Source organism: Steroidobacteraceae bacterium, from assembly GCA_041395505.1.
GTDB lineage: Bacteria > Pseudomonadota > Gammaproteobacteria > Steroidobacterales > Steroidobacteraceae > JAWLAG01.
Map to the genome: position 1 here is coordinate 1957504 of JAWLAG010000001.1, position 24699 is coordinate 1982202.

A 24699-nucleotide genomic window follows, 5' to 3' on the forward strand; every position below is an offset into this window, starting at 1 on the left:
CGTGAGACGTACCCAGCGTATGCAGACCGTTACCAAGGCACTGGCAGGTCAGGAGCAGGAGCATCGCCGCGCATTGCACGAGAAGGAACAGGCCCTTGATGCAGCAAGGCAACGGTTGGACGAATTGCTCGGATACCTCAAGTCCTACCGGGAGCAATTCGTCAAACGCTTTGGCGAAGGAACAAACGGTGCAGTGGGCCGTGGCTACCAGCAATTCGTCGAGCGACTGCAGTCCGCCATCGCGCAGCAGAACGAAAATATTCGACGTGCGTCAGGAGAACGTGACAAGGCGCAACATCTATGGCGCGAAGCGGCGAGGCGCAGCAAATCGGTCGAGAGAGTGGCAAGCCGTTGGGCCGTGCAAAGTCGCAAGCGCGACGCTGTGCGCGATCAAAAGGCAACGGATGATCTTGTTACCAATCGTACCCAGAGACTGAAAAATGGCAGTTAGCATGACAGCGGTGCCGACTGCTGGTGCTGAAGCATCTTTGCCCTCAGCCCAACCGGGCACGAATTCACCGGAAGCTGAAGACGACTTCGGAATCGTGGCTGAGAGCTGCGCGATGCGACCAAGTCCGGACTTGGCTCTGGCGGCGACCGAAGACGCATCGGATGACCCGATGCGGGTCGATAAGTCGGACGCAACGCCGGAGGACACGTGGCAGCCGACCGGCTGTCTGGTCGTCACCGCAGCATCCATCGCGGCCTCGGGCTCGCCAGGGCCGGCATTAGGGACCACATCGAATCCGGGCGAAGGTGAGGGTGAGGTTAATGGTGCACGCAAACCCGAGAAGTCAGAGGTTTGCGATGCGTATGGAATTTCCGAAAATCGTCCGCGCACGTCGATGGACAGGCACCAGGGACTCCCACCGCTATCACCGGACAATGCCGATCCGCCGATCGACGTCGATTCCACAGTCGGGGAATCGGTTCCCTCCCAGTCGACTCATGCAGACAGCGCAAAAGGCGGCTTGCATTCGCTTCTTGCCATACTGGATGGATCACAATCACAGAATGAATCCGCAAGGCTTGCGCACACGGCCAACGCGGGCTTGCCGCAGGGTATAGCCCCGAAGGGGCTGCAGGGCAGTCACAGTCTCGTTGCAGAGGCTGCACCAGTCCGAGAGTTGCGGGAGCCAATCATGTCGCCCCGGTGGCGCGACAAGTTCGTGGAGAGCATTGCCGTCTCTCTGAAACATGGTCAGCACAAGGTCTGCATTTCCCTTACACCGGCAGAGTTGGGGCCGATCGAAGTTCGCATTGAATTGCGGTCCAACGACGCGAGCATCCATTTCGTTGCCGGGCACGCAGATACCAGGACGGCGATCGACAGTGCCCTGCCGCGACTTCGAGAAATGTTCAATGGACTTGGCATGTCCCTTGCGGATGCCAGCGTATCGCAGGGTCACGGTCAAAGAGAGATGCCGAGAATGTTCCAGGAACCGTCAGGACCTGTGATTGCAACCGAGACCGACGTGTTGTCTGCCCTTGGCCCAGTGGCGATTCCTTCAGGACTGGTTGACGCATACATCTGACCGGCTGGTGCCAATAATCCGGCACTGAATTATCTGCGCGCCTCGCGCATTGTGACATTCATCGCAATTTGCGTTGGCACGCAGATTGCTCCTGGTGGGTAGGACCCCTCGAAACCCAGGAGTAATTGTCATGGCCGAAAAGCCAAATGCTGAAGAAGCCGATGCACAACCGAAAAAGAAATCGAAGCTGCCGCTGATCATCGCGGCTGTTGTGCTTCTGGCTGGCGGTGGCGGCGCCGCCTGGTGGTTTCTCAAACCGAAGCATGATGAAACCAAAACCGCTGAAGAGACAAAAGAGCCGATTGGTCCGGCTCATTACCTCGCCCTTGAACCACCCTTCGTGGTGAATTTTCAGTCGAAAGAGGTTGTGCGTTTCCTGCAGGTCGCGGTTCAGTTGATGAGTCACGACCTCGAAACAATTGAACTCGTCAAAGCGAATGACCCGGCCATACGCAACGATCTACTGCTTCTGTTCAGTGGTCAGTCCGCAACCGAGCTTGCGGACAGAAACGGCAAGGAATCGCTTCGCGGTGCGGCTCTGGAGGCTGTCAAAGAGGTCGTCAAACAGGCGGGCGGCGAACCGGAAAAAGTCGAAGCGCTGTATTTCACAAGTTTCGTAATGCAATAGCACGGGAAGGAATAGGGCATGAGCAGTCCTGAACAAGACAACGCGCAGGCCTCGGAAGCCACCGGTGAACCGCCGGTCGAGCAGGAGACTGACGCTGAAATCGCCGTTGCGCAAAGCGAGGCGGAAAAGCCAACGTTGGAAATGGTCCTCGACGTTCCTGTAACTCTTTCGCTCGAAATAGGCAATACGCGAATGCCAATCAGGAATCTGCTGCAATTGAACCAGGGAAGCGTCGTTGAACTCGAGCGCGCAGCCGGTGAACCACTCGACGTTCGCGTGAACGGCGTCCTCGTGGCGCACGGCGAAGTTGTTCTACTGGACGAGAAGTTTGCGATACGACTGACGGATATCGTAAGTCCCACTGAGCGCATCCGGAAATTGAGCTGAATGATGGCCGTATCGCGAAATTCCCTGCTCCAGGCGCTGCGCTCGATTCTTGCAGTTGGCGCCATCTATTCGGTCCGTGCTGTAGCGTCTGAACCAGCGGCGACTTTGCCGACGCCGGCCGTGCCTGGCCTGTGGCGAAGCACTCTGGCCTTGATCTTCGTGGTTGCAGTGATTCTGGGAATAGCGGCCTTGCTGAAGCGCCGTGGCTGGGGTCGCACAAACCATTCGCAATACCTTCGAGTTGTGACGACGTGCTCCCTGGGTCACAAGGAACGCCTGGCCGTAGTTCGCGCCGGCGAGCGCTACCTGTTGGTCGGCGTTACGCCATCCGGCATTACCGCACTCGGCGACGTTTCCGGAGCGGAATCCGTGCTCGGCGGTGACAAGACCGGATTTTCGGAACTCCTTGCGCAAAGGTTCAGACAATGACGCAACGTGCGCTGCGCATGATGCTGCCAATGCTCTTGTGCGCCGCAGCCCCAATGGTCGCCAGCGCGAGTCCTGGGCTTGCTGCGCTGACCGTTCAAAATGGGGTCGACGGTTCCCAAACCTGGTCGCTCAGCATGCAGATCCTCGCACTGATGACAGCGATAACGCTGTTGCCAGCCATCGTGTTGAGCATGACCGCTTTTACTCGAATCGTGATCGTCCTGGGAATACTGCGTCAGGCATTGGGCGCTGGACAGACCCCACCCAACCAGGTCCTCGTGGGTCTGGCGTTGTTTCTGACCGTTTTCGTAATGGCACCCGTCGGAACAAACATCAGGGAAGTCGCTCTGCAACCCTACATGGCCGGCGAAATCGAAATGCCGGTTGCACTTGAGCGCGCCCAGGCTCCGCTGCGGAAATTCATGCTGTCCCAGACTCGCGAGAATGATATTGCCGTTTTCGCGCGCATCGCGGGATACGAAGGTTTCGAGAGCCCGGATAACATTCCGAATTCGATACTGATGGCCGCCTTCTTGACCAGCGAACTCAAGACGGCGTTCTTGATCGGATTCCTGATCTTCATCCCTTTTGTAATCATCGATCTCGTTGTCGCAAGCGTTTTGATGTCGATGGGCATGATGATGCTTTCGCCCATGCTCATATCCCTGCCGTTCAAGCTGATGTTGTTCGTCCTGGTCGATGGGTGGGTCCTCGTCATGGGCAGCCTCGCGGCGAGCTTTACCCGATGACCCCGGAAATCGTCCTCGAAATCGGCCGGAACAGTCTCCTGGTCATGTTGTGGCTGGCGACGCCACTGCTTGCCTGCGCGCTGGTCATTGGTCTTGTGATCGGCATATTCCAGGCCGCCACGCAGATCAATGAGATGACACTTTCTTTCATCCCGAAGTTGATTGGCATGGCTGCCGCCCTGGTCCTCGCGGGGCCCTGGATGCTGAAGCTGCTGATCAACTATACCGCCAACCTGTTCAACAGCATTCCGACCCTGGTGCGCTGACAGTGAATGTATCGACACTGCAACTCGAAGCACTGGTAGGCGCATACATGTGGCCTTTCCTGCGAATTGGTGCATGCCTGATGGTCGCACCCGGCTTCGCCACCGCGGCAGTGCCCCGGCGATACCGGCTCGTACTCGCGGCGATTTGCGCATTCCTCGTGGCACCCAGCGTTTCGATACCAGCGGAACTGTCTCTGCTGTCGGCTACCGGTACGGTGGTGGCACTCCAGCAGTTGGTGATTGGCCTGGTTCTCGGTCTGTGCCTGCAACTGGCTTTCGACGCGTTGAGCCTTGGCGGGCAGGTCATCGCGAACAGCATGGGTCTTTCTTTTGCATTCAATGTGGACCCGCTAAGAGGTGCCAGCACGCCAGCCATTGGGCAACTGTACCTTTTGATCGCCACACTCACATTCCTTGCGTTGGATGGCCATCTCGCCATCGTGCAGCTGTTCTCGCAAAGCTTTGTTGTCCGACCGATCGGCGCCGAGGGCTCGATTGCCGATGGTGCCTGGAACTATGCAACCCTCGGCGGCCTGTTGTTCGAATCGGCGGCGGCGGTTGCTCTTCCTGCGGTGACCGCCCTGCTGGTCGTAAACATTTCTTTCGGAGTTATCAGTCGCGCAGCGCCGGCGCTGAACCTGTTCGCTGTAGGGTTTCCGGCCGCACTGCTGTTCGGCTTGCTCCTATTGTTGTGGACGCTACCCGGCGTTCAGCAGGTATTCGTTCGCCAATTTGCCGAACTGGTGCAAATCGCCCTTCAGATCATCTCGGGCGTGAGCTAGGCCATGGCAGACGAGCAAGCCAGCCAGCAGGACCGCACAGAGCAACCAACACAAAAACGCTCTGACGAGGCACGTCGCGAAGGACAGGTTGCCAGATCAGGCGAACTGTCGGCAGCCGCCGTGCTATTGGCCGCGACGATATCATTGGTTGCAACGGTTGAATCGCTCCGTGTGGCGCTCGCCGACCTTTTGAAGGCCTGTATTGGCCTCGCAGGGCAATTGCATGGGTTGTCGAGCCAGAACGAGCTCGTAACTCACACCTCCCGGTCGCTCCTTCAGGTTGCGATAGCTCTTGCACCGGTATTGACTGCAGTATTCCTTGCGGCACTTGTCGCACCTTGGTTGCTTGGCGGGTGGAATTTCAGCGCCAAGGCGCTATTGCCAAAGTTTTCGCGTCTTTCACCACTAGCAGGTCTCACCCGAATGTTCTCGGTGCGCGGCCTGGTCGAACTGTTCAAGTCCATCCTCAAGTTCCTTCTGGTGGGCTCCTTTGCAGCCATCGCCATTTTCGGCGCTCGCGGGGAGCTGATGTCCCTTGGAAATCGTGAGATCGGTGCGGCTTCAGATGTGGCGGGCCATATCGTCGGTAACACGCTTTTTGCGCTTGTCGGCGCAATCGTGATCATTGCACTCGTCGATGCGCCATATCAATTTTGGAAGCATCGCCAGGACTTGAAGATGACCAAGGATGAGGTACGCCGGGAAATGCGCGACAGCGAAGGATCGCCGGAGGTGCGGGGTCGAATTCGAATGATGCAGCAGATGCTCGCACGCAAACGCATGATGGCAGCGGTCCCGGAGGCGGACGTCATCGTCACAAACCCGACCCACTTCGCCGTGGCCCTCCGGTACGACGCGCAGCGTATGCGGGCCCCACGAGTTGTCGCCAAAGGTACAGATCTGGTCGCGCTGCGAATCCGAGAGATCGCCTCCCAACACGAGGTACCGGTCATTGAGGCACCACTGCTGACGCGCAGTATTTATCGCCTGGTAGAGATTGGTCAGGAGATTCCCGCGGCACTTTACCTGGCAGTTGCGCAGATTCTCGTCTATGTCAGTCAGTTGAATGACTTGCGTCGCGTCGGTACGAGACAAACCCTGCCAAAGCCGAACGATTTGCCTGCTGATCTGGCTCGCGCACTTGGCACGCAGGTCACGCCGCAATGACGGCTGGTTCCGCAACCGCGAGCGGCAATCTGCAGCTGACGCGAGCCATCGCGTTGCCGGTTGGTGTGTTGCTTTTGCTCGCCATGGTTGTACTGCCACTGCCGCCGATCGCTCTTGATATCCTTTTCACATTCAACATTGCTCTTTCTCTCCTTATTGTTCTCGCTGTCTTTCATGTTGCACGGCCGCTCGACTTCGGCGTGTTCCCGACGTTGCTGCTGCTCGCTACCATCCTGCGTCTTGGTCTGAACGTTGCGTCGACCCGGGTTGTACTGCTCAACGGGCATGCCGGCAGCTCCGCGGCCGGAAGAGTCATCGAGTCGTTCGGCGAGTTCGTCATCGGCGGTAATTTCGCGGTGGGAATCGTTGTTTTCGCGATCCTTACCATCATCAACTTCGTTGTCGTCACAAAAGGCGCCGGACGAATTTCCGAAGTCAGCGCCAGGTTCACCCTCGATGCAATGCCGGGCAAACAAATGGCCATCGATGCCGATTTGAATGCTGGACTGATCAATCAGGATGAAGCGAGGACCAGACGAAGCGAAATTCGTGCGGAAGCGGACTTCTACGGCGCCATGGATGGCGCCAGCAAGTTCGTGCGAGGAGACGCGACGGCAGGAATTCTCATCGTAATCATCAATATGGTTGGTGGGCTCGCCATCGGCACACTCATGCACGATCTCCCGTTCGCGGACGCCGCACGATCATACGTACTGTTGACGATCGGCGACGGCCTGGTCGCGCAGATCCCGGCGCTGTTGTTGTCAACGGCAGTGGCAATCATCGTCACTCGCATGTCCAAAGAGCAGGACATGGGGCGGGAGTTCGCGAAGCAGCTACTTGGCGATCCGCGGACGCTGACGATCGCGACGATTCTTCTCGTCGTCCTTGGCTTGATACCAGGCATGCCACATTTCGCATTCCTGCTGATCGCCGCCGTCTGCGGCAGCCTGGCCTGGTGGATCAAGGTCGCACGCGACCGCGCAAGACAGACTCCGGTCACGCCGGCTCCGGTAGCAGCTGCCGAGCCCGCAGAGTTGGGTTGGGATGACGTAAAGCCCGTGGACAGGTTGAGCCTGGAGGTTGGCTACCGATTGGTAAGCCTGGTTGAAAAGTCTCACGGGGGCGACTTGCTCGCACGAGTCCGGGGTGTCCGCCGCAAGCTTTCAGAAGAGTTCGGCTTTCTGATCCCTACCATCCACGTCCGTGACAACCTCGATCTGCCACCAAACGGGTATCGAGTCAGTGTTTCGGGCGTTCCGGTTGGCGAAGGCAGCGTTTATCCGGAGAAGGATCTCGCTATCAATCCCGGCAAGGTTTTCGCACGTGTCAGTGGAATCGACACACGAGATCCTGCATTCGGGATGGAAGCCACCTGGATCGAGCGCTCGGCGCGCGAACACGCGCAGACTTCCGGATATACGGTAGTCGATCCGGCTACTGTGGTCGCAACACATCTCAGCCATCTGATACAACAGAATGCCGCTGATCTTCTCGGACACGAAGAAGTACAGAAGCTCCTGGAAAAGCTTGCGCGGAGCAGTCCGAAACTGGTTGAGGACTTGACTCCGAAATTGATGCCGATGAGCGGTATTGTGCGTGTTTTCCAGAATCTCTTGAGCGAAGGAGTTTCCATTCGAAATACGCGCAGCATCGTCGAGGCGATCGCTGAGCACGCGACGCGCAACCAGGACCCGTCCGTAATCACGACGCATGTGCGAGTCGGCCTGGGACGTCAGATCGTCCAGGATATCGTCGGTTTGCGCGACGAAATGCCAGCCATGACCCTGGACGGACAATTGGAGCAGCTCCTTGGAGGTACCAATACCGCGGCGCTGGAACCCGGTATTGCCGAAAAGCTGCAACAGCGACTGCAGCAAGCGGTTCAACAACGCGACGTGCAGGGCGAGCCCGCAGTACTGGTGGTCGCACCGGCCATCAGGGTGACAGTAGCCAAATTTGCGCGCGCAGTTGCGCCGGGCTTGCACGTGCTTTCCTGGCAGGAAATACCCGACAGCCGCCGCCTGCGCCTGGTGGCAACGATTGGTGCGAAATAGAAGAGACAGGTATGCGACTAAAGAGATTTGAAGCGCAAGACATGAGAGAGGCAATTCGCGAAATTCGCGAGGCGCTAGGCCCGGACGCGATCATCGTATCGACCCAGTCCTCGGCGGATGGGGTTGTAGTCATGGCAGCGCGCGATGCGAGCGAGGTTGATGTCGTCCGGTCGACCCCAAGCAGCCCGCCGATACTGCATCCTCAGACATCCGCCGCTGCCGAACCCATAGGCACGGAACTTCGCGAGCTGCGCCGGCTGTTGGAGGTGGAGCTCGCAACTCTCGCGTGGAACGACTACACGCGGCGCGAGCCCGTTCGCGCTGCTGTGCGCATGGACCTGTGTGCGTTGGGACTGGACGAAGGACTTGCGCAGCATATTGCCGATGAGGGCCCGGCAACCCAATCGCTCGATAGCGCGTTGTGCAACGCCCACGCCAGTTTGCTGGCACAGCTGCGCGAGTGCGATCTTGGGCCACTGGCACAAAGAGCGGTGGCATTCGTAGGGCCGGCCGGGTCCGGGAAGAGTTCGCTCTTGACCAAGCTCGCAATCGGACATGTAAGCGAGCATGGTGGCCCGTCATTATTGATCGTTGCAGATGCCAGCAAGAGGGTAGCAAGCGACTACTCGCCTCAGCGCCTTGCCGCACTTCTCGGTGCCGAATACGCCGAGATTGCCGGGGTCGACGACCTGCGGCCGATTCTCGAGCGCGCAAATGGACGCCAACGGGTGATGATCGACGACTGCGACCATTACCTGGTCCAGCAGGCGCAGGGCCATGCTCGGGTTGCCCGCATCCTGGCATTGCAAGCGCACATCGAGGCGCGCGCTATGGCGGCAACGATCGATGCCTACTGCGCCCATACGCTTGCAGGCGTTGCCATCACCAATGTCGACCGCGCGGCGTCCCTCGGTCAGGTGATCGCCGCACTCGTGGCTCGGAAAGTACCGATGGCATTTCTGTCCGACGGACCGGATGTCGTCAGGGATCTGCATGTCGCTACGAGCGGTGACCTGCTCGCGCGCGCTCTCGCAGTACACGAGAAGTTCAAAACCAGAAACAGCGAGCGCAATTCGCCCGCTTATAAAGGAGTAACCCATGGCTTCGGGTAACGGAATATTGGAGCAGGTGCAGCACATGGGTCGATCAAACGCCCACTGTCCAACTACCATTGCCATAGCCGGTGGCAAAGGCGGCATTGGAAAAAGTGCAATCGCTGTCAATCTAAGTGCCGCATTGGCAGGATCCCACAGACGCGTCCTCCTGATCGATGGTGACTTCGCCCTCGCCAACGCCGATCTGCTGCTCGGACTCACCCCGAAATACACGTTGCGCGACGTATTGGACGGAGCCCGCAGCCTTGACGAGGCCATTAGCGTTTGCAACTTTGGTTTTTCAGTACTGGCCGGCGCATCGGGCATCAGTCGGCTTGCAACACTCGGCGAGAGCGAGATTCTGGGGCTGGTGCGGGCTTTCTCATCGCTCAAATCCGTACCGGACACCGTTGTGATCGACACTGCGGCCGGACTGTCGCCCGCGGTAACCCGGTTGTCCCACGCAGCTCAGGAAATTCTCGTGGTGATCTGCGATGAGCCGGCATCGCTTGCCGACGCATACGCTTATATAAAAGTGATGAGGCGCAACCACGGTGTGCGTCGATTTCACATAATTGCGAACATGGCCAGAGGCGATGGAGAGGGCGGTCGCGTCTTCGCCATGTTGAAACGCGTCACTGATCGCTTCCTGGATGTCTCGCTCCGCTATACCTGCGAAATACCCGACGATCCCTATATGCGCCGTGCAATCCGCAACCAGCAGCCGGTCGTCATTGCACATCCCGGGTCGCCTTCCGCTCGTGCGCTCAAATATCTTGCAAAACTCGCGAGTGCCTGGAGTCCGCCGGCCGAAACCCGCGGAACGATTGAGTTCTTTGCAGAGCGATTGATAGCGCGCCCAACCGCTCGGCTGGAGCTCGTCGGATGAACGCCGTCGAAGCATACCAGGCACAGGGAACAGAGCGGGATGCAGAGCGACTCATTCTCGAGCATGCCGAGCTGGTCAAACGGATTGCATATCATCTTGCCGGCCGTTTGCCCGCGTCGGTTGACGTAAACGATTTGATCCAAGCGGGAATGCTCGGGCTGCTGGAAGCCGCTGGCAACTTTGCGGCCGGCAGGGGTGCGAGTTTCTCTACCTACGCGGGAATTCGCATTCGTGGCGCCATGATCGATGCGCTACGCAAGCTCGACTGGGCTCCACGCTCGGTGCATCGAAAGAGCCGAGCAGTCTCCGCCGCCATAGCCAGCATTGAAGGACGAACCGGCCGAGAGGCACGCGACGCCGAGATCGCCGAGGAAATGGGCATCAGTCTCCAGGACTACCACCAGATCAGTCAGGACACCGTCGGATGTCAGCTCGCAAGCCTTGACTCAATAGCTGCGTCAGGCGTCGACGATGAGCAAAGCGACCCGTTTCGGGACACGGCATCCGACCAGTTCCGCAAGGCGTTAGCGCGGGAAATCGACTCACTACCCGAGAGAGAGCGAATGGTCATGTCGCTCTATTACGAGCGCGAGCTGAACCTGAAGGAGATTGGCAGGGTATTGAACGTCACGGAGTCGCGGGTTTGCCAGATTCACGGACAGGCTATCGCGCGGCTCCGCGGGCGCCTCCTCGATTGGGAAGCCGGCGACGGCGAAAGGGCGATCTGATTGCGACCGAAACGGTCCCGATGAAGGCGGATGGACATACTGACCATAATCGGCTTCGCGCTCGCACTTGTTGCGGTCGTGGTAGGAGCGATCCTCAAAGGCGCCGGCGTGATGGCTCTGCTGTCAAGCGCCGCCTTCATGATCGTTGTCGTCGGTACATTGGCTGCGATTTTCGTGCAAACCCCGCTCATCGTTTTCAAGCGAGCGATGTCGATGCTCTCATGGATCGTGAGACCGCCGGCACTGGATGCCAAAGCAATGATTGCGCGAATTGTCGATTGGTCGAACACAGCGCGAAAACAGGGCCTCCTGGGCCTTGAACCCATGATTACGAGCGAATCGGACGACTTCGTCACGAAAGGTCTGCAACTTGTCGTCGACGGCAATGAACCGGAAGTCATTCGCTCGGTGATGGACGTTGAATTGACCACGCGGGAGCTGCGCGATATTCGCGCCGCCAAGGTCTTCGAAGGCATGGGAATTTATGCGCCAACACTCGGGATCATCGGTGCCGTCCTCGGATTGATGGCCGTCATGCAGAACCTGGCCGATCCGAGCAAATTGGGCGCAGGCATTGCCGCCGCATTCACAGCCACAGTCTACGGAATCGGCCTTGCTAATCTGTTTTTTCTTCCCGCTGCAGCGAAGTTGAAGGGCATCGTCCAGGAGCACGCGCAGGTCCGCGAAATGATCATTGAAGGAATGATCTCCATTGCTCAGGGTGAAAATCCACGTGCAATCGAAGCCAAATTGCACGGCTACGTAGGCTGAGGAAATTCATATGGGTCGCAGACATCGCCACGAGGAGCACACGAACCACGAAGCCTGGGCGATTCCCTATGGCGATCTGATCACCTTGCTCCTTGCATTTTTTGTCGTGATGTACGCGATTTCTTCGGTTAACGAAGGTAAATACCGGGTCTTGTCCGATTCCCTGGTCGCCGCGTTTCGCGGCACACCGAGAACCCTTGAACCCGTGCAGGCGGGACAGAAGAAGGTAGGGTCGGGGGCAGATATCAATATTTCAATCGTGCAGGAACAGATGCAGGCCGGGCAACCGCGCGATTTGATGCAGGCCCTGCCAGTCACTCCAAGTGATAATGAAACGAGGGCCGCAGGAAATGCCAATTCCGAAAATCGTGCCGCGACCAAAACCCTCGACAAGATTGCAGACAACCTTACGTCTGCATTGTCAGGTCTCGAGGCGGACAACCTCGTCACGGTTCGCAGGAAACCACTGTGGGTCGAGGTGGAGATCAAGACCGACCTGCTTTTTGCAAGCGGCAATGCGCAGATCGCGCCCGCCGCACGGCCCGCAATCGAAAAGGTCGCCACGGCGATCAAGGATTTCAATAATCCGGTTCGTGTCGAAGGGCACACCGACAATGTACCGATCAGGACGGCCGCGTTTCCGTCCAATTGGGAATTATCTGCGGCACGCGCGGGCAGTGTCGTGGCACTGCTCGAGGCCGTCGGCGTTGCGCCATCGCGTCTGGCGGTCATCGGCTATGGGGAGAATCGCCCAATCGCCAACAACGATACAGCCGAGGGCCGAAACAGTAACCGCAGAGTCGTGGTGGTAATACTCGGCGGATCATCCACAAGCACCGAAGCGTCAGAAAAGGAAAAAGACGATGTTAAGCAGTGATCTATACATACCAACCTACCTGGCATACGCAGGGATCGGGATCGGCCAGTTCGCGATCGTAGCCGCGTTGTGGTTATTGACGCGCGCATCTGCGCGGCACCGCTCCGAACTCGAGCGACGGTTTACGTTCTGGTCGGAACACCTGAGCACTCGCGTCGAACAAATCGGCTGGTCCGCGCCAGCAACATTGCAAGCGGCGTGCAATACAGCGATCCGCCTCGCCAAGGAAGGGCACTCGACGACGGATATTGTCAAATCACTGCAATTCCCGGAATCGGAAGCGGAACTGGTCATCAAATTGCACGGCCGGCCGGGGCGGGTTGGCCACGAAGTCACCCAGCACACGACCAATTGCTCAAGAACTGATCGCTAGCGCCGATACGCATTTGATCAATATTCGCATCTTGTCGAGGAAGTGACCGTGTCTGTTTCAGCTTCACATGCCGCTCCGGCGTCGGGAGCCAAATCGCCAGCGTTTGCTTTCGTGAAGGCTCTCGCGTTCGAACTCTCGAAAGGCAAGGTTGAAATTCCAAGCTTCCCCGAGGTTACATCGCGTATCCAGCGTATTCTTCGTGACGCCAATGTCCCCACCGACAAAGTAGTCCGTGTAATTGGGTCGGAACCGGTTCTGACGGCACGGGTATTGCAGATATCGAACTCTGTCGCATTCAATCCCAACGGCAGGAAAATCGTCGAACTCCGGACGGCCGTGATGCGACTCGGCTTCGACATGCTGCGAAGTGCCACCATGGCCTTTGCCGTAGAACAGCTACGCCGCGCGAAAGGTATGGCACATTTGCAGAAGCCTCTTCATTCACTTTGGCAGCGCAGTGTGCAGGTTGCGGCCCTCGCGTATGTCATCAGTAAACGCTACAGCGCGATCAATTGCGATACAGCCCTGCTGAGCGGAATGCTGCATTCAGTCGGAAAATTGTACATTCTCTCCCGCGCCAATGAGTTTCCTGGCCTTATAGAAGACAACGACGCATACCAGACGATAGTGGCGGACTGGCACGCGAATGTCGCAAAGGCCGTATTGGAGAACTGGGACATCGCGGACGATGTTGTAGCGGCCGTCCATGACTATGAGGATCTAGATCGTGATCCGCGCGGTCCTGTAACCCTGACAGATATCCTGTCCGTAGCCACCGTTTGCGCAAGATTTCACCCGGACGCCGAGTCGGCCGCCCAACACATCGGTCGATCTCGTGTCGGTGCGAAATTGCAGCTCAAGGCGGAGGACATGCAATGCCTGCTTGCCGAATCCACCGAAGAAGTGCAGACACTTAGGGAGGCACTCAGTGGCTGAAGCGGCAAGGAGCAGCGGTACGGGGCGAACGGCAGCTTTCGATTTCGTCCAGGCATTGGCGGGTGAGCTGTCCAGCAAGAACGTCGAGCTGCCCAGCTTTCCCGATGTAGCGATCCGGGTTCGGCAGGTACTGTCCGACGAGTCGATTGAACTGGCGAAGGTTGTCCGCGTCGTCGGATCGGAACCCAATCTGGCCGCGCGCATCCTGCAGATGGCCAATTCGGCCGCGATCGGACGCGGTTCTCGCGCCGTGACCGAGGTTCGTGCCGCCATCGCGCGAATTGGCTTCAACATGGTCAGAAGTGCAGCCATTGCCTTCGCCATGGCACAGGTGCGCAAGGCAAAGGAATATCAGCATATACAAGCAGACCTGCAGGATCACTGGAAACGAAGCGCCCAGGTCGCCGCACTGAGTTTTGTGATCGCGCGAAACTTCACGCGCGTAAACAGCGATACGGCAATGCTCGCGGGACTGCTGCACAGTGTCGGCAAGCTGTACCTGCTGACTCGCGCCCAGAAATATCCGGAGCTTTTCAGCGACAAGGAGGCGTATAACACCATCGTCGCGCAGTGGCATGCGAACGTGGCGAAGGGATTGCTCGAGACATGGGGCATGGCCGAGGAGATCGTCACTGCAGTCTATGAGCACGAAGATCTCGAGCGGGGGCATGAAGGCGAGACTGATCTGACGGACGTTCTCACTGTCGCCGGCATCATCGCCGATCACTATCGCCATGTGGAACAGATACCGGATCTGCTGCGCGGCGTGTACGCGGCAACCAGAATGGGTCTGGACGAAGGCGCCATCAACAAGATAATCGCGGAATCAGCAGATGAAATAGCGGCCATCAAGAGCGCCCTCAGCGGCTGACAGCGTCTTGATACTGCATGCCAGGCGTGCCTCGTGTTACGATCGCGCCTGGTGAAAAAATATCTCAATCGCAACGTCGGACGTGCGTTTTGCAGTGCCAACCAACATGCAACCACGTTGGGGACTTGGCTGGCCTGGGGCGCACTTGTCTGTTGCAATGTATCGTGGGCGACTGTCTACCCGTTGCGCGAGGACGGCGCGAACATTTTTGGTGAAGTCACCGAAACTTCGACGCAGTACGAAGACACTCTCATAGACCTGGCACGATCCTACTCGCTCGGCTACGAGGAGCTGATGCGTGTCAATCCGGGTGTCGACCCGTGGCTTCCCGGCGACGGTACACGCATACTTATTCCTGGAAAACGGCTGCTGCCGGCAGGTCCGCGTACGGGCATTGTCGTAAATCTGCCGGAACATCGACTATATTATTTTCCGCCTGTCAAACGTGGCGAGGCGCCGGTTGTGCATACCTTTCCGGTCAGTATCGGCAAGATGGATTGGCAGACACCCATCGGGACGACCCGGGTGGTTGGCAAGCAACGCAATCCAAATTGGTACCCGCCGGAGTCGGTCCGCAAGGAACACGCCGAGCGTGGCGACCCGCTACCCAAGGTTGTGAAGCCTGGGCCTGACAATCCGTTGGGCGCGTACTCGCTAAGATTGGGAATCGCCTCGGGCAGCTACCTGATACACGGCACCAACAATCCGGCGGCGGTTGGAATGGCGGTCACACACGGGTGCATTCGCATGTACCCGGAGGACATAGAGCGGTTGTTCGGCATGATCCGCGTCGGTACACCTGTGACCCTCATCAACGAACCGGTCAAGATCGCATTCGTCGACGGCGAACTGTGGCTCGAAGTGCATCCGCCTGTTGATGCAATGGGCCAGAGTTTCGAGCCAGATGTCGATCAGTTCTCGGAGCGTCTCACGGAGATTCTCGGCGACTCGGTCACGGCAATTCACTGGGATCTGGCGCTCGATGCATTGCGCAAGGCCGAAGGCATACCTGTAGTGGTCGGGATCGAGGCAGACCTGAGCGACCCGCCCGCACAGGACAACCATGCAACCGTCGACGCGGACATCGCACGCTGAACGACGATGGGCCCGGATTTCGCGGCACGGATCATAGGCGCCTGGCTGCTGGAGGATTGGCAAATCCTCACAGCAGAGGAAGCACCGACCACCCGCCCATTTGGTGACGAGCCGCTCGGACTCCTGCTCTACAGTGCCGATGGCTGGATGTCGGCGCAGATAAATTCGCGCTCTCGCAGCGCCTGGTCGCACGGAAGTGCGCGCCGCGCCACCGCCGAGAGCAAGCTGCCGGCACTCGATGAGTGCATGTGCTACAGCGGCAGATGGTGGCTTGAAGGCAGTACTATCGTACATTCGATCCGGCAGTCGTTGAATCCTGTTTTGATAGGCAGCAGACAGGTGCGTCAACCCCAATTCGACGGTGATCGCATGCGCCTAACGGCACTGGAGGAAATCGGCGGGCGATCGCGCAAGCATGAAATCCTCTGGGTGCGATCCAAATCGACTGGCGTAGAGCAGAAACCGGAGCGAACCCAATGACTCAGGGGCCGAAGCACTCCTGGCAGCCTGCCGGGATCATTACGTTGACGACAGATTTCGGTTCCGCCGGGCCATATGTCGGCGTCATGCATGGCGCGATCCTGCTGCGTATGCCTGCCGCAAAAATCGTCGATATCACGCACGATATCTTTGCGCATTGGCCGTACGAAGCGGGCTTCTGGATCAGCCGGTCCGCGCGTTACTTCCCGGCCGGAACGGTGCATGTATGCGTAGTCGATCCCGGGGTTGGCACGGATCGCGGCATCGTCCTGGTCCAAAGCGGTGAACAGGTTTTCCTAGCGCCCGACAACGGTCTGCTCGCGCCCGTCATTGAACAAAATCGCGGTGCACAGATATATCACCTGCGCTCGCAACGTTTGCGCCAGTTTGCGTTCGGCCAATCGAGCGCAACGTTTCACGGCAGGGACGTGTTCGCACCTGTTGCAGCCGAACTCGCTGCGGGCAGGGCTGATCCGCACGATCTCGGTGAGCGAAGCTCGAAATATGTTCCGGCGCTGTTCGATGAGCCGGAGCTGCATGACGGGGCGGTGACTGGCGTGGTCGTGAGTGTCGACAAGTTTGGCAATCTCATCACAAATATCGATGGTCAATGGCTGGAGCATTTTCGAGCGCCCATGCTCTCGGCCGGCGGGCATGATTTCCGAATTGCCCGCACCTACGGCGACGTCGCACCCGGCGAGATGGTTGCCTTGTTGAGCTCATTTGGCAGCCTTGAATTGGCCTGCGCAGAAGCGAGCGCAGCCGATCGCCTGGGCCTTGGGCGTGCAGCGCCGGTGCGATTGGCAGGGGAGTTGATTGGCCCGGCAAATCCGCTATAGTTCGCTTCCGCGCACCACGCGCGAGACCATTTAACCCTTTGAATATAAAAACAAAATACCATGACCGAGCGCGACGCCGACAGTTTCGACATGGATTCTGATTTCGATAACGATGGCCCGGAGGAGGGTCGCTCGGTAGAAGCTTTGCTAGAGCGGCCGGAACGCCGGGCTCGTCATGCGCCGGTTCGTGCGAGCGCCCGAGCCGCCTGGGCGCGGATCGAAGACGTACTCGCAGACCGCAAACTTGCCAACGATCTCAAGGACGTGTTCGAGGACGACGTCTAGCGATCCATGGCTTCTTCCCAGACACGCTGGCTGGTGCTCAAGTTCGGCGGTACCAGCGTTTCGACGCGAGCCAACTGGGAGCAGATTGCAACGATTGTGCAGCAACGCCTCGCGACTGGGGCGCACCTGCTCATCGTGCATTCGGCATTGTCAGGCGTGACCGATCTGCTAGAACAGCTGATTTCAGCCGCTGTCTCGGACGATGACGCACAGCAACTGTTGATCCGCATCCGGGAACGCCATGACCAGCTCGCCCGAGACCTGGAAGTCCCGGTACCCGCCACTTTCGAATCATTGTTTGCGGCCCTGGAGTCCGCGGTAAATGCAATTCGAATCGCAGGCGAGTGCGATGATTTCGCACGCGCCGCCATACTGGCATGCGGCGAACTGCTCGCGACGACATTGGGCACACAGTTTCTGCGCCAGCGCGGATTCGATGCCGTCTGGGCCGATGCGCGGAACTTGTTGCGCTCCGAGCAACATGGAGCGCACGCGCGAGCGGACGTATTGGCTGCAGCTTGCGGCTTTGAACCTGATGCACAGTTCGCCGCGAATTTGGCAACCAATGGCCAACTGGTCGTAACCCAGGGTTTCATCGCGGGCGATCACAGCGGCAACACGGTTCTGCTCGGCCGCGGCGGATCTGACACATCGGCCGCCTATCTCGCGGCGCGACTTGCCGCTATGCGCCTCGAAATCTGGACAGACGTTCCCGGCATGTTCAGTGCCAATCCGCGCGCCATACCGGGTGCCCGGTTGCTGCGCAGCCTGGACTACGATGAAGCACAGGAAATCGCCACTGCGGGCGCAAAAGTCCTTCATCCTCGCTGCATCCTGCCAGTCAAGAAATTCGGCATCGAACTGCACGTTTACTCGACTGTCGATCCTGCCATGGCGGGTACCGTCGTCAGTGCGAGCGGCGGTGGGCTTGCGGCGCAGGTCAAAGCCGTATGTCTACGTAAGGGCGTAACGCTGGTGACCATGGACAGTCCCGGGATGTGGCATCAGGTCGGATTTCTTGCCGATGTGTTCGCCGTATTCAAGCAACACGGCCTCAGTGTGGATCTGGTATCCACATCCGAGACCAATGTGACCGTGTCCCTGGATCCAGCGGCCAACACGCTTGACCGCGCGCTACTCGATCGGCTGATTGCGGATCTCGAGCCCATGTGCGGCGCGGAGATCATCGGTCCTTGCTCCTCGGTAACGCTGGTTGGGCGAAACATTCGGGCGATTTTGCACCAGCTCGGAGACGCGCTTGAACTGTTCGAAGAGCAGAAGGTATATCTCGTAACCCAGGCCGCCAACGATCTCAATCTCACATTCGTCGTCGATGAAGGGCAGGGTGATCGACTCGTGAAGCAATTGCACGAGCGCCTGGTCCGTCCGACCAAGGGTGACCTCGTATGGGGTCCGACCTGGCAACAGTTGTCTGCCGCAACTCCGGACGAAGGTCAACGCGAATTGCCTTGGTGGCATAAGCATCGTGAGCAAATCCTGGCGGCTGCAACGCAGCACGGCGCCGCGTTCATTTACGATCTGTCATCAATTGCCGATGCGGCTCATCGCCTGCGATCCATCAAATCCGTCGGGCGTTTTCTCTATGCGATGAAGGCCAACTGGCATCCTGCGATACTGCAGACACTTTACAATTGCGGTATCGATATCGAATGCGTGTCGAGAGGCGAATTGGAGCATGCCTTTGACTGCATACCGGATCTCGACCCACAACGGGTACTCTTCACGCCGAATTTCTGTGCGCGCGAAGAATACGCTCGCGCGATGAGTTACGGCGTATTGATCACCCTGGACAACCAGTTTCCGCTGACAGAATGGCCCGACCTGTTTCGAAACCGCGAGATCATGGTGCGGGTCGACCCTGGATTTTCCCAGGGTCATCATGCACACGTGCGCACGGGGGGTAGCCGCTCGAAGTTCGGCGTAGCAATCGCCGAGTTGACCAAATTGGCCTCACTGTGCGACGACAACTCTACCCGCGTGGTGGGCCTGCATGCGCACAGTGGCAGCGGCAATCTCGACATCGACAACTGGGCCCACCTGGCCGAGCTCCTCGCAGGTCTCGCAGGAAACTTTCCTGCGGCCCGATTTCTCGATCTTGGCGGAGGGCTTGGTGTGCCTGAGCAGCAGGGGTCTGCAGTTCTCGACGTTCAAGCACTCGATGCAGCCCTCGCCAGGCTTGTCGCACAGCACCCGCGGCTTCAGTTGTGGCTAGAGCCGGGTCGCTACCTCGTGAGTCAGGCCGGCGTATTGGTTGCTGCTGCAACACAGCTCAAGAGCAAATCCGGCGTGGATTTCGTTGGTCTTGCAACCGGCATGAATTCACTGATCCGCCCGGCCCTGTATGGGGCGCATCATGAAATATTCAACCTGACACGCATCGCGGAACCTGCGACCCGCCTGTACGATGTGGTCGGACCCATCTGCGAGAGCGCGGACTTTGCCGGTCACGATCGATTGCTGCCGCAGACGCAGGCCGGTGACATCCTGCTTATATGCAATGCCGGTGCCTATGGCCGCGCCATGTCATCTCACTACAATCTGCGCAACCCCGCCGTTGAAATAGTCGTCTAGCGAGTCGTCTCACTCAACCGGTTCTGATGGCGCGCCTCGAGCTCTTCGATAATATTTTCGAGCGTCAGATTCCGCGCCTTGATCAGTACCAGGAGGTGGTAGAGCAGATCGGCCGATTCGGCAACCACCGCCGAATCATCGCCGCTTGATGCAGCAATTGCCAGTTCGACGGCTTCCTCACCAACCTTCTGCGCAATTCTTTTGACACCCTCGCAGTACAGTCGCTGCGTATAACTGTTCTCGTCCGGCGCGGCAATTCTCCGCGCAATGATGTTTTCGAGCACATTCAGGAACATCGCTGATCGTGCGCCCGGGCGACCGTCATCGAAACAGGTAGCCGCACCGCGGTGGCACACTGGGCCACTTGGAACTACGTCGAACAGGAGAGTGTCATCGTCGCAGTCAAGCCTGACCTCGACGACATCCATCACATGTCCACTTGTTTCGCCTTTTTTCCATAGCTTGCCCCTGGTCCGGCTATAGAACACAGCCTGGCCAAGCTCGATGGTCGCTTCGAGCGCCTCTCGATTCATGAACCCAAGCATGAGTAGCTCCCCGCTGACCGCATCGCGCGTAATTGCAGGCACAAGCCCGTCGAGCTTACCGAAGTTGACCCGCTCGATGTCGAGCTCGTTCAGTTGCATGGGCGCACCTCAACTCCTCTATTGCGCAAGAATCGTTTGAGGTCTGCTATCGGCAGACTACCGGAGTGAAACACGCTCGCCGCCAGCGCCGCATCAACACCCACCGAGAAAACATCTGCAAAATGCGCCGCACAGCCGGCACCACCGGAAGCGACCAATGGCACGGTACATTGTGCGCGAGCCTGCCCAAGCTGGGTGGTGTCATATCCCTGGCGCACGCCATCCTGATTCATGCAATTGAGTACGATTTCGCCGGCACCGCGATCCTGGACCTCCGATATCCACTCGAGCGTAAGACGCTTGGTGCTTGCACTCTGTCGCGGATCACCGGTATCGCGATATACATAGTAGGTATCGTCGGCGGCAAAGCTGTCGATACCAACGACCACGCATTGTGAGCCGAAACGTCTCGCCAGCTGATCGATTAACACAGGCTGGGCCAACGCCGGCGTGTTCACGGAGATCTTTTCGGCGCCAGACTGCAATATCGCTTCGGCATCCGCCACGGAGCGGATGCCTCCCGCGACGCAAAACGGAATATCGAGTACCTCGGCCACCCGTTGTACCCAATTGCGATCCACTGTGCGCTGTTGCGGGCTCGCTGAAATATCATAGAAAACGATCTCGTCCGCGCCTTCGCGACAATAGCGCCGCGCCAACTCCTCGATGTCGCCGACGATCCTGTGATTCGCAAATCGGATGCCCTTGACCACCTGGCCATCGCGGACATCCAGGCAGGGAATTATGCGTTTGGCAAGTATGGCCGTAACTCCATCAGGGAAATTCTCTCCTCCAATAACGCCTTGCCGCTGATCGCTGCAGCTGCGCCCGCGGCCGCAAGAGCCGCCAGATCCGCGCCGCTTGCAATGCCACCGGATGCTTGCCAAGCCAGCTCGGGGTGTCGAGTGATGGCTTGGGAATACAACGCTGTGTTTGGGCCGGACAAAGCGCCATCGCGGGCAATGTCGGTACAAAGTACGTGCTTCAATCCGCAGTCACGGTAGAACTCGAGAGCCTGCCACAAGGACAAACCTCCGGATTGTGTCCAACCGCGCGTCCGCAATTGCGGACAGCCGTCCGCGTCGAGCTCTATGTCGAATGCCAGACACACTCGTTCGCCGCCGAAGCGGCCAATCCAGTCGATAACGGTGTCGGGCTTCTCAGCCGCAAGGCTGCCAATCACGACGCGGTCGACCCCGATCCGCAGCAGGTCATCCGCCGTTCGTAAATCGCGCACACCACCGCCAACCTGAATCTGTACTGCCTGCTGACTGGCCAGACGCGCGATCGTTTCGCGGTTCTCGAGTTGTGCCGACCGTGCACCATCGAGATCCACGATATGCATCCAGCTCGCGCCCATATCGCGATAACGCTGCAGCAATTCGTGGGCTTCGAGAGGATAGATGGTCTCCTGGTCGAAGTCCCCACGCAGCAGCCGAACACATCTGCCCGCGCGTAGATCAAGTGAGGGCATCAAAATCATGAATAGAGAGCCAGGAAGTTACGCAGGACCATCTCGCCGCAGGCACCCGACCGCTCGGGGTGAAATTGCACACCCCAGAAGTTGCCGCGGCGCGCCACGGCACTGATAGGCGCACTGTAGTCACAGCGGGCGATGCAGTGGCGGTCCGGCACTGCGGCGTAACTGTGCACGAAGTAGAAATAGCTGCCGTCCTCAATAGAGTCGAGCAGAGGGTCGTCGACGCTACGCGTGATCGTATTCCAGCCCATGTGCGGCACCGGGAAACCGGGCGATGAAGGAATTCGCCGTACTGTGCCAGGGAGAATACCAAGGCATTCTGTCGCACCTTCTTCCGATAGATCAAAAAGCAATTGCATGCCCAGGCAGATTCCCAAAACCGGTTGGGAGAGCGCGAGAATCGTATTGGCAAGGCTCCGTGAATGCAGGCGTTGCATGGCGTCCCGGGCCGAGCCAACACCAGGCAGTATCACGCGATCCGAGTCCGCCAACACTGTCGGGTCACTTGTGACGGTCGACGTTGCGTCAAGGCGTCCCAGAGCGATTTGGAGCGACGCGAGATTGGCGCCGCCGCTATCGACAATCGCGACCCGAGGTGCGGTCACAATACGCCCTTCGTGCTCGGCAGTTCATTACCGGCACGTCGCAGCGCCATGCGCAGTGAACGTCCTACGCCCTTGAAGCACGCTTCAATCATGTGGTGGGTATTGCTTCCCGCAACCTTGATGTGCAGCGCGAATTGGCCCGCATCCGCCAGGGACCGAAAGAAATGCGAAACGAGCTCTGTTGACAAACCGCCAACATTGGCTCGGCCGAACCGAGCGTCGAATTCGCAATGCGCACGGCCCGAGAGGTCAAGGCTGACAGTCGCAAGTGCCTCGTCCATTGGCAGGACGAAGCCATAGCGGTCGATTCCACGTTTGTCGCCCATTGCTTCGCGCAATGCCTGACCAAGCGCGAGTGCACAGTCCTCGACCGTGTGGTGATCATCGATGTGCAGATCCCCGACGCAGTTGAGAACCATGCCGATACCGGCGTGCTTGGTGAGCTGTTCGAGCATGTGGTCGAAAAAACCAATCCCCGAATGTATAGCCGGGTCGAAGGGATCGTCCAGGTTGATGAGTACGTCGATCGACGTTTCGCGGGTCCTGCGTTGCAGCTGTGCAATCCGTGCAATGCAGCGATTTGCTATCTCTGGCCAGCGATCGCCGGAGCTGCCTTTGGCGTCGATGGGCAGGCCGCGGATACCGAGTCGCCGCGCGAATTCCATATCGGACTCGCGATCCCCGACCACCGCGCTGCGGCGCATGTCAATCTGATTGGCCTCGAGATAGGCGGTGACCATGCCGATGTCCGGTTTCCGGCAGTTGCAGTGGTCGCTGGCAAAATGAGGGCATATGTACACGGCATCGAATTCGATTCCCTGGCTGGCGAACGAGCGGAGGATGAACTCATGCACAGGTTGGAATTGCGCCAACGGCAGACTCGCCGTGCCAAGACCGTCCTGATTCGTAACCATGACAAGGCGCCAGCCCGCAGCCACGATAGTCTGTAGTGCACCGAACACTCCGGGCAGAAATCGAATCTTTTCGAAGCTGTCGACTTGTTCGTCAGGCGGTTCCTCGACCAAGGTACCGTCGCGGTCGACAAACAACACTCTGGTCTGCCCGCTCATTGCCATGCCTCCAGCAGTCGATCATTGTCCTCCCGCGCTCCGATGCTGACGCGCAGGCAATTGTCGAGGTTCAGCGCCGCGGATTGGTCTCGAACAAGTATTCCTGCCGCCAGGGCGGCACGCATGAGTCGCACGGAGTCATAGCACCTGACCAGTAGAAAATTGGCATCGCTCGGCCATAGTTGCGCGATCGCCGGCAGCTGGGTCAATTGCACAGTCATTCGTGCTCGTTCGGCGCGCAATAGATCGATGCGCGCTCGCGTACGCGCAATGGCCAGCGGCTGCATTGCCGCAATACCTGCTGCGATCGCGTAATTGCTGAGCGAATAGGGCGGGGCGATTCGTTGCAGCAATTGGACGATTGCAGGACGCGCAAGGGCCACACCCAGACGGGCTCCCGCGAGACCATGCGCCTTTGACATCGTGCGCAAAACGACCAAATTCGGATGTCGCTCGATATGGCGGGCAAGACTCGCTTGATCCGCGAATTCGATATAAGCCTCATCGACTACGACCAGTGATCGGCCTTGCCAGAATCTCGCCAGCGCCAAAATCTCGTCGGCGCCGGCGCAATTGCCGGTCGGATTGTTCGGCGAGCACAGGAAAATAATCTTGACGCCAGGTGCCGAGATCGACTGGAGACGATCGAAGTCCGGCAGCCAGGCACCGCTCACGGTGAGAGGCACCTCGATGATGCCCGCACCCTGGATCTTCGCCGCCACAGCATACATGCCGAATGTCGGCGGGCAAGTGACGATTGCATCCTCGCCGGCGCTACAGAATGCGCGCACGAGCAGATCAATGGCTTCATCGCTTCCGTGACTCAGAAAGACGGCATCGCCCGGGACGCCGAAGTAATCGCCAGCGAGCTGCGCCAGTCTGCGCGGACGGGGCTCAGGGTAACGATTGACTTCATTGGCATCATCTGCGTGCGCGCCGGGCCAAGGCAATTCATTGGCGTGCAGGCGAAGCAGGCCTGGCTGGAATGTCGCATGCGAGTAAGGCTGCAGATCCCGGATTTCGGATCTTGCGCGCGCGATCACCTCGTTTTCTTCAGCAGTCATTGCCAT

The 24699-nt window shown here is 58.6% G+C and carries 29 protein-coding genes; 23 read left to right on the forward strand and 6 right to left on the reverse strand.

Going from position 1 to position 24699, the window contains the following annotated elements:
- Position 1 precedes the first annotated feature (1 nt).
- The 23 genes from fliJ (at position 2) to R3E77_09150 (ending at position 19830) form a co-directional block, all read left to right on the forward strand.
- A complete protein-coding gene (fliJ, locus tag R3E77_09040; GenBank protein ID MEZ5499556.1) occupies positions 2 to 451 on the forward strand; it encodes a flagellar export protein FliJ in 450 nt (149 codons plus the stop codon).
- A gap of 1 nt (position 452) precedes the next feature.
- Positions 453 to 1535 (forward strand): flagellar hook-length control protein FliK, encoded by a 1083-nt coding sequence (locus R3E77_09045; GenBank protein MEZ5499557.1) that lies wholly within the window; start codon positions 453 to 455, stop codon positions 1533 to 1535.
- A gap of 130 nt (positions 1536 to 1665) precedes the next feature.
- On the forward strand, positions 1666 to 2163 hold the full coding sequence (locus R3E77_09050) for a flagellar basal body-associated FliL family protein (GenBank protein MEZ5499558.1): 498 nt from the start codon (positions 1666 to 1668) through the stop codon (positions 2161 to 2163).
- 18 nt (positions 2164 to 2181) lie between these two features.
- Positions 2182 to 2550: a flagellar motor switch protein FliN gene (fliN, locus tag R3E77_09055; protein ID MEZ5499559.1), complete on the forward strand. Its 369-nt coding sequence runs from the start codon at positions 2182 to 2184 to the stop codon at positions 2548 to 2550.
- The gene (fliO, locus tag R3E77_09060; protein ID MEZ5499560.1) at positions 2551 to 2979 is read left to right on the forward strand and encodes a flagellar biosynthetic protein FliO; all 429 of its coding nucleotides are present in this window, start codon (positions 2551 to 2553) and stop codon (positions 2977 to 2979) included.
- A complete protein-coding gene (gene fliP, locus R3E77_09065; protein ID MEZ5499561.1) occupies positions 2976 to 3728 on the forward strand; it encodes a flagellar type III secretion system pore protein FliP in 753 nt (250 codons plus the stop codon). Before fliO ends, fliP begins: the two co-directional genes overlap by 4 nt.
- Positions 3725 to 3994, forward strand: coding sequence for a flagellar biosynthesis protein FliQ (fliQ, locus tag R3E77_09070; protein MEZ5499562.1), 270 nt, complete (start codon positions 3725 to 3727; stop codon positions 3992 to 3994). The genes fliP and fliQ overlap by 4 nt, the downstream gene beginning before the upstream one ends.
- 2 nt (positions 3995 to 3996) lie before the next feature.
- A complete protein-coding gene (gene fliR, locus R3E77_09075) occupies positions 3997 to 4776 on the forward strand; it encodes a flagellar biosynthetic protein FliR (protein MEZ5499563.1) in 780 nt (259 codons plus the stop codon).
- Between the two features lie 3 nt (positions 4777 to 4779).
- Positions 4780 to 5943: a flagellar biosynthesis protein FlhB gene (gene flhB, locus R3E77_09080; protein MEZ5499564.1), complete on the forward strand. Its 1164-nt coding sequence runs from the start codon at positions 4780 to 4782 to the stop codon at positions 5941 to 5943.
- Entirely contained in the window at positions 5940 to 8000 is a 2061-nt protein-coding gene (gene flhA / locus R3E77_09085; protein MEZ5499565.1) for a flagellar biosynthesis protein FlhA, read from the forward strand. Before flhB ends, flhA begins: the two co-directional genes overlap by 4 nt.
- Positions 8001 to 8041: 41 nt before the next feature.
- A complete protein-coding gene (locus R3E77_09090; GenBank protein ID MEZ5499566.1) occupies positions 8042 to 9112 on the forward strand; it encodes a hypothetical protein in 1071 nt (356 codons plus the stop codon).
- Complete coding sequence (locus R3E77_09095) at positions 9099 to 9983, forward strand: P-loop NTPase (GenBank protein ID MEZ5499567.1); 885 nt, start codon at positions 9099 to 9101, stop codon at positions 9981 to 9983. Before R3E77_09090 ends, R3E77_09095 begins: the two co-directional genes overlap by 14 nt.
- Positions 9980 to 10711 carry an RNA polymerase sigma factor FliA gene (locus R3E77_09100; GenBank protein MEZ5499568.1) on the forward strand — a complete coding sequence of 244 codons (732 nt, stop codon included), beginning with the start codon at positions 9980 to 9982 and terminating at the stop codon, positions 10709 to 10711. Before R3E77_09095 ends, R3E77_09100 begins: the two co-directional genes overlap by 4 nt.
- A gap of 30 nt (positions 10712 to 10741) precedes the next feature.
- Positions 10742 to 11482, forward strand: a complete 741-nt coding sequence (locus tag R3E77_09105) for a flagellar motor protein (protein MEZ5499569.1) — start codon at positions 10742 to 10744, stop codon at positions 11480 to 11482.
- Between the two features lie 10 nt (positions 11483 to 11492).
- Positions 11493 to 12359 (forward strand): flagellar motor protein MotD, encoded by an 867-nt coding sequence (gene motD, locus R3E77_09110; GenBank protein ID MEZ5499570.1) that lies wholly within the window; start codon positions 11493 to 11495, stop codon positions 12357 to 12359.
- Positions 12346 to 12732, forward strand: a complete 387-nt coding sequence (locus tag R3E77_09115) for a hypothetical protein (protein ID MEZ5499571.1) — start codon at positions 12346 to 12348, stop codon at positions 12730 to 12732. The genes motD and R3E77_09115 overlap by 14 nt, the downstream gene beginning before the upstream one ends.
- A 111-nt stretch (positions 12733 to 12843) precedes the next feature.
- Entirely contained in the window at positions 12844 to 13668 is an 825-nt protein-coding gene (locus R3E77_09120; protein MEZ5499572.1) for an HDOD domain-containing protein, read from the forward strand.
- Complete coding sequence (locus tag R3E77_09125; protein ID MEZ5499573.1) at positions 13661 to 14539, forward strand: HDOD domain-containing protein; 879 nt, start codon at positions 13661 to 13663, stop codon at positions 14537 to 14539. The genes R3E77_09120 and R3E77_09125 overlap by 8 nt, the downstream gene beginning before the upstream one ends.
- Positions 14540 to 14590: 51 nt before the next feature.
- On the forward strand, positions 14591 to 15634 hold the full coding sequence (locus tag R3E77_09130; GenBank protein MEZ5499574.1) for a L,D-transpeptidase family protein: 1044 nt from the start codon (positions 14591 to 14593) through the stop codon (positions 15632 to 15634).
- Positions 15635 to 15640: 6 nt separating this feature from the next.
- The gene (locus R3E77_09135) at positions 15641 to 16114 is read left to right on the forward strand and encodes a lipocalin-like domain-containing protein (protein ID MEZ5499575.1); all 474 of its coding nucleotides are present in this window, start codon (positions 15641 to 15643) and stop codon (positions 16112 to 16114) included.
- Positions 16111 to 16953 carry an SAM-dependent chlorinase/fluorinase gene (locus tag R3E77_09140; GenBank protein MEZ5499576.1) on the forward strand — a complete coding sequence of 281 codons (843 nt, stop codon included), beginning with the start codon at positions 16111 to 16113 and terminating at the stop codon, positions 16951 to 16953. The genes R3E77_09135 and R3E77_09140 overlap by 4 nt, the downstream gene beginning before the upstream one ends.
- 60 nt (positions 16954 to 17013) lie before the next feature.
- The gene (locus tag R3E77_09145; GenBank protein ID MEZ5499577.1) at positions 17014 to 17238 is read left to right on the forward strand and encodes a hypothetical protein; all 225 of its coding nucleotides are present in this window, start codon (positions 17014 to 17016) and stop codon (positions 17236 to 17238) included.
- A 6-nt stretch (positions 17239 to 17244) separates the two neighbouring features.
- Entirely contained in the window at positions 17245 to 19830 is a 2586-nt protein-coding gene (locus R3E77_09150; GenBank protein ID MEZ5499578.1) for a bifunctional aspartate kinase/diaminopimelate decarboxylase, read from the forward strand.
- On the opposite strand, the gene hisIE is transcribed toward R3E77_09150, so the two are convergent.
- The 6 genes from hisIE to hisC are packed head-to-tail and all read right to left on the reverse strand — an operon-like array spanning position 19827 to position 24693.
- Positions 19827 to 20474, reverse strand: coding sequence for a bifunctional phosphoribosyl-AMP cyclohydrolase/phosphoribosyl-ATP diphosphatase HisIE (gene hisIE / locus R3E77_09155; protein ID MEZ5499579.1), 648 nt, complete (start codon positions 20472 to 20474; stop codon positions 19827 to 19829). The two genes, R3E77_09150 and hisIE, sit on opposite strands and share 4 nt — an antisense overlap.
- Positions 20465 to 21187 (reverse strand): HisA/HisF-related TIM barrel protein, encoded by a 723-nt coding sequence (locus tag R3E77_09160; GenBank protein MEZ5499580.1) that lies wholly within the window; start codon positions 21185 to 21187, stop codon positions 20465 to 20467. The genes hisIE and R3E77_09160 overlap by 10 nt, the downstream gene beginning before the upstream one ends.
- Positions 21188 to 21216: 29 nt before the next feature.
- Positions 21217 to 21948 carry a 1-(5-phosphoribosyl)-5-[(5-phosphoribosylamino)methylideneamino] imidazole-4-carboxamide isomerase gene (locus R3E77_09165; protein ID MEZ5499581.1) on the reverse strand — a complete coding sequence of 244 codons (732 nt, stop codon included), beginning with the start codon at positions 21946 to 21948 and terminating at the stop codon, positions 21217 to 21219.
- A gap of 5 nt (positions 21949 to 21953) precedes the next feature.
- Positions 21954 to 22559 carry an imidazole glycerol phosphate synthase subunit HisH gene (gene hisH / locus R3E77_09170; GenBank protein ID MEZ5499582.1) on the reverse strand — a complete coding sequence of 202 codons (606 nt, stop codon included), beginning with the start codon at positions 22557 to 22559 and terminating at the stop codon, positions 21954 to 21956.
- Positions 22556 to 23629, reverse strand: a complete 1074-nt coding sequence (gene hisB / locus R3E77_09175; protein MEZ5499583.1) for a bifunctional histidinol-phosphatase/imidazoleglycerol-phosphate dehydratase HisB — start codon at positions 23627 to 23629, stop codon at positions 22556 to 22558. Before hisB ends, hisH begins: the two co-directional genes overlap by 4 nt.
- On the reverse strand, positions 23626 to 24693 hold the full coding sequence (hisC, locus tag R3E77_09180) for a histidinol-phosphate transaminase (GenBank protein MEZ5499584.1): 1068 nt from the start codon (positions 24691 to 24693) through the stop codon (positions 23626 to 23628). The genes hisB and hisC overlap by 4 nt, the downstream gene beginning before the upstream one ends.
- Positions 24694 to 24699 lie beyond the last annotated feature (6 nt).

What these genes read in the sequence shown, in the direction of transcription:
- R3E77_09045 (MEZ5499557.1), top strand. Translation starts at nt 453, where the DNA reads ATGACAGCGGTGCCGACTGCTGGTGCTGAAGCATCTTTGCCCTCAGCC.
- R3E77_09050 (MEZ5499558.1), top strand. Translation starts at nt 1,666, where the DNA reads ATGGCCGAAAAGCCAAATGCTGAAGAAGCCGATGCACAACCGAAAAAG.
- fliN (MEZ5499559.1), top strand. Translation starts at nt 2,182, where the DNA reads ATGAGCAGTCCTGAACAAGACAACGCGCAGGCCTCGGAAGCCACCGGT.
- fliO (MEZ5499560.1), top strand. Translation starts at nt 2,551, where the DNA reads ATGATGGCCGTATCGCGAAATTCCCTGCTCCAGGCGCTGCGCTCGATT.
- fliP (MEZ5499561.1), top strand. Translation starts at nt 2,976, where the DNA reads ATGACGCAACGTGCGCTGCGCATGATGCTGCCAATGCTCTTGTGCGCC.
- fliQ (MEZ5499562.1), top strand. Translation starts at nt 3,725, where the DNA reads ATGACCCCGGAAATCGTCCTCGAAATCGGCCGGAACAGTCTCCTGGTC.
- flhB (MEZ5499564.1), top strand. Translation starts at nt 4,780, where the DNA reads ATGGCAGACGAGCAAGCCAGCCAGCAGGACCGCACAGAGCAACCAACA.
- flhA (MEZ5499565.1), top strand. Translation starts at nt 5,940, where the DNA reads ATGACGGCTGGTTCCGCAACCGCGAGCGGCAATCTGCAGCTGACGCGA.
- R3E77_09090 (MEZ5499566.1), top strand. Translation starts at nt 8,042, where the DNA reads ATGAGAGAGGCAATTCGCGAAATTCGCGAGGCGCTAGGCCCGGACGCG.
- R3E77_09095 (MEZ5499567.1), top strand. Translation starts at nt 9,099, where the DNA reads ATGGCTTCGGGTAACGGAATATTGGAGCAGGTGCAGCACATGGGTCGA.
- R3E77_09100 (MEZ5499568.1), top strand. Translation starts at nt 9,980, where the DNA reads ATGAACGCCGTCGAAGCATACCAGGCACAGGGAACAGAGCGGGATGCA.
- R3E77_09105 (MEZ5499569.1), top strand. Translation starts at nt 10,742, where the DNA reads ATGGACATACTGACCATAATCGGCTTCGCGCTCGCACTTGTTGCGGTC.
- motD (MEZ5499570.1), top strand. Translation starts at nt 11,493, where the DNA reads ATGGGTCGCAGACATCGCCACGAGGAGCACACGAACCACGAAGCCTGG.
- R3E77_09115 (MEZ5499571.1), top strand. Translation starts at nt 12,346, where the DNA reads ATGTTAAGCAGTGATCTATACATACCAACCTACCTGGCATACGCAGGG.
- R3E77_09135 (MEZ5499575.1), top strand. Translation starts at nt 15,641, where the DNA reads ATGGGCCCGGATTTCGCGGCACGGATCATAGGCGCCTGGCTGCTGGAG.
- R3E77_09140 (MEZ5499576.1), top strand. Translation starts at nt 16,111, where the DNA reads ATGACTCAGGGGCCGAAGCACTCCTGGCAGCCTGCCGGGATCATTACG.
- R3E77_09145 (MEZ5499577.1), top strand. Translation starts at nt 17,014, where the DNA reads ATGACCGAGCGCGACGCCGACAGTTTCGACATGGATTCTGATTTCGAT.
- R3E77_09150 (MEZ5499578.1), top strand. Translation starts at nt 17,245, where the DNA reads ATGGCTTCTTCCCAGACACGCTGGCTGGTGCTCAAGTTCGGCGGTACC.
- hisIE (MEZ5499579.1), bottom strand. Translation starts at nt 20,474, where the DNA reads ATGCAACTGAACGAGCTCGACATCGAGCGGGTCAACTTCGGTAAGCTC.
- R3E77_09165 (MEZ5499581.1), bottom strand. Translation starts at nt 21,948, where the DNA reads ATGCCCTCACTTGATCTACGCGCGGGCAGATGTGTTCGGCTGCTGCGT.
- hisB (MEZ5499583.1), bottom strand. Translation starts at nt 23,629, where the DNA reads ATGAGCGGGCAGACCAGAGTGTTGTTTGTCGACCGCGACGGTACCTTG.
- hisC (MEZ5499584.1), bottom strand. Translation starts at nt 24,693, where the DNA reads ATGACTGCTGAAGAAAACGAGGTGATCGCGCGCGCAAGATCCGAAATC.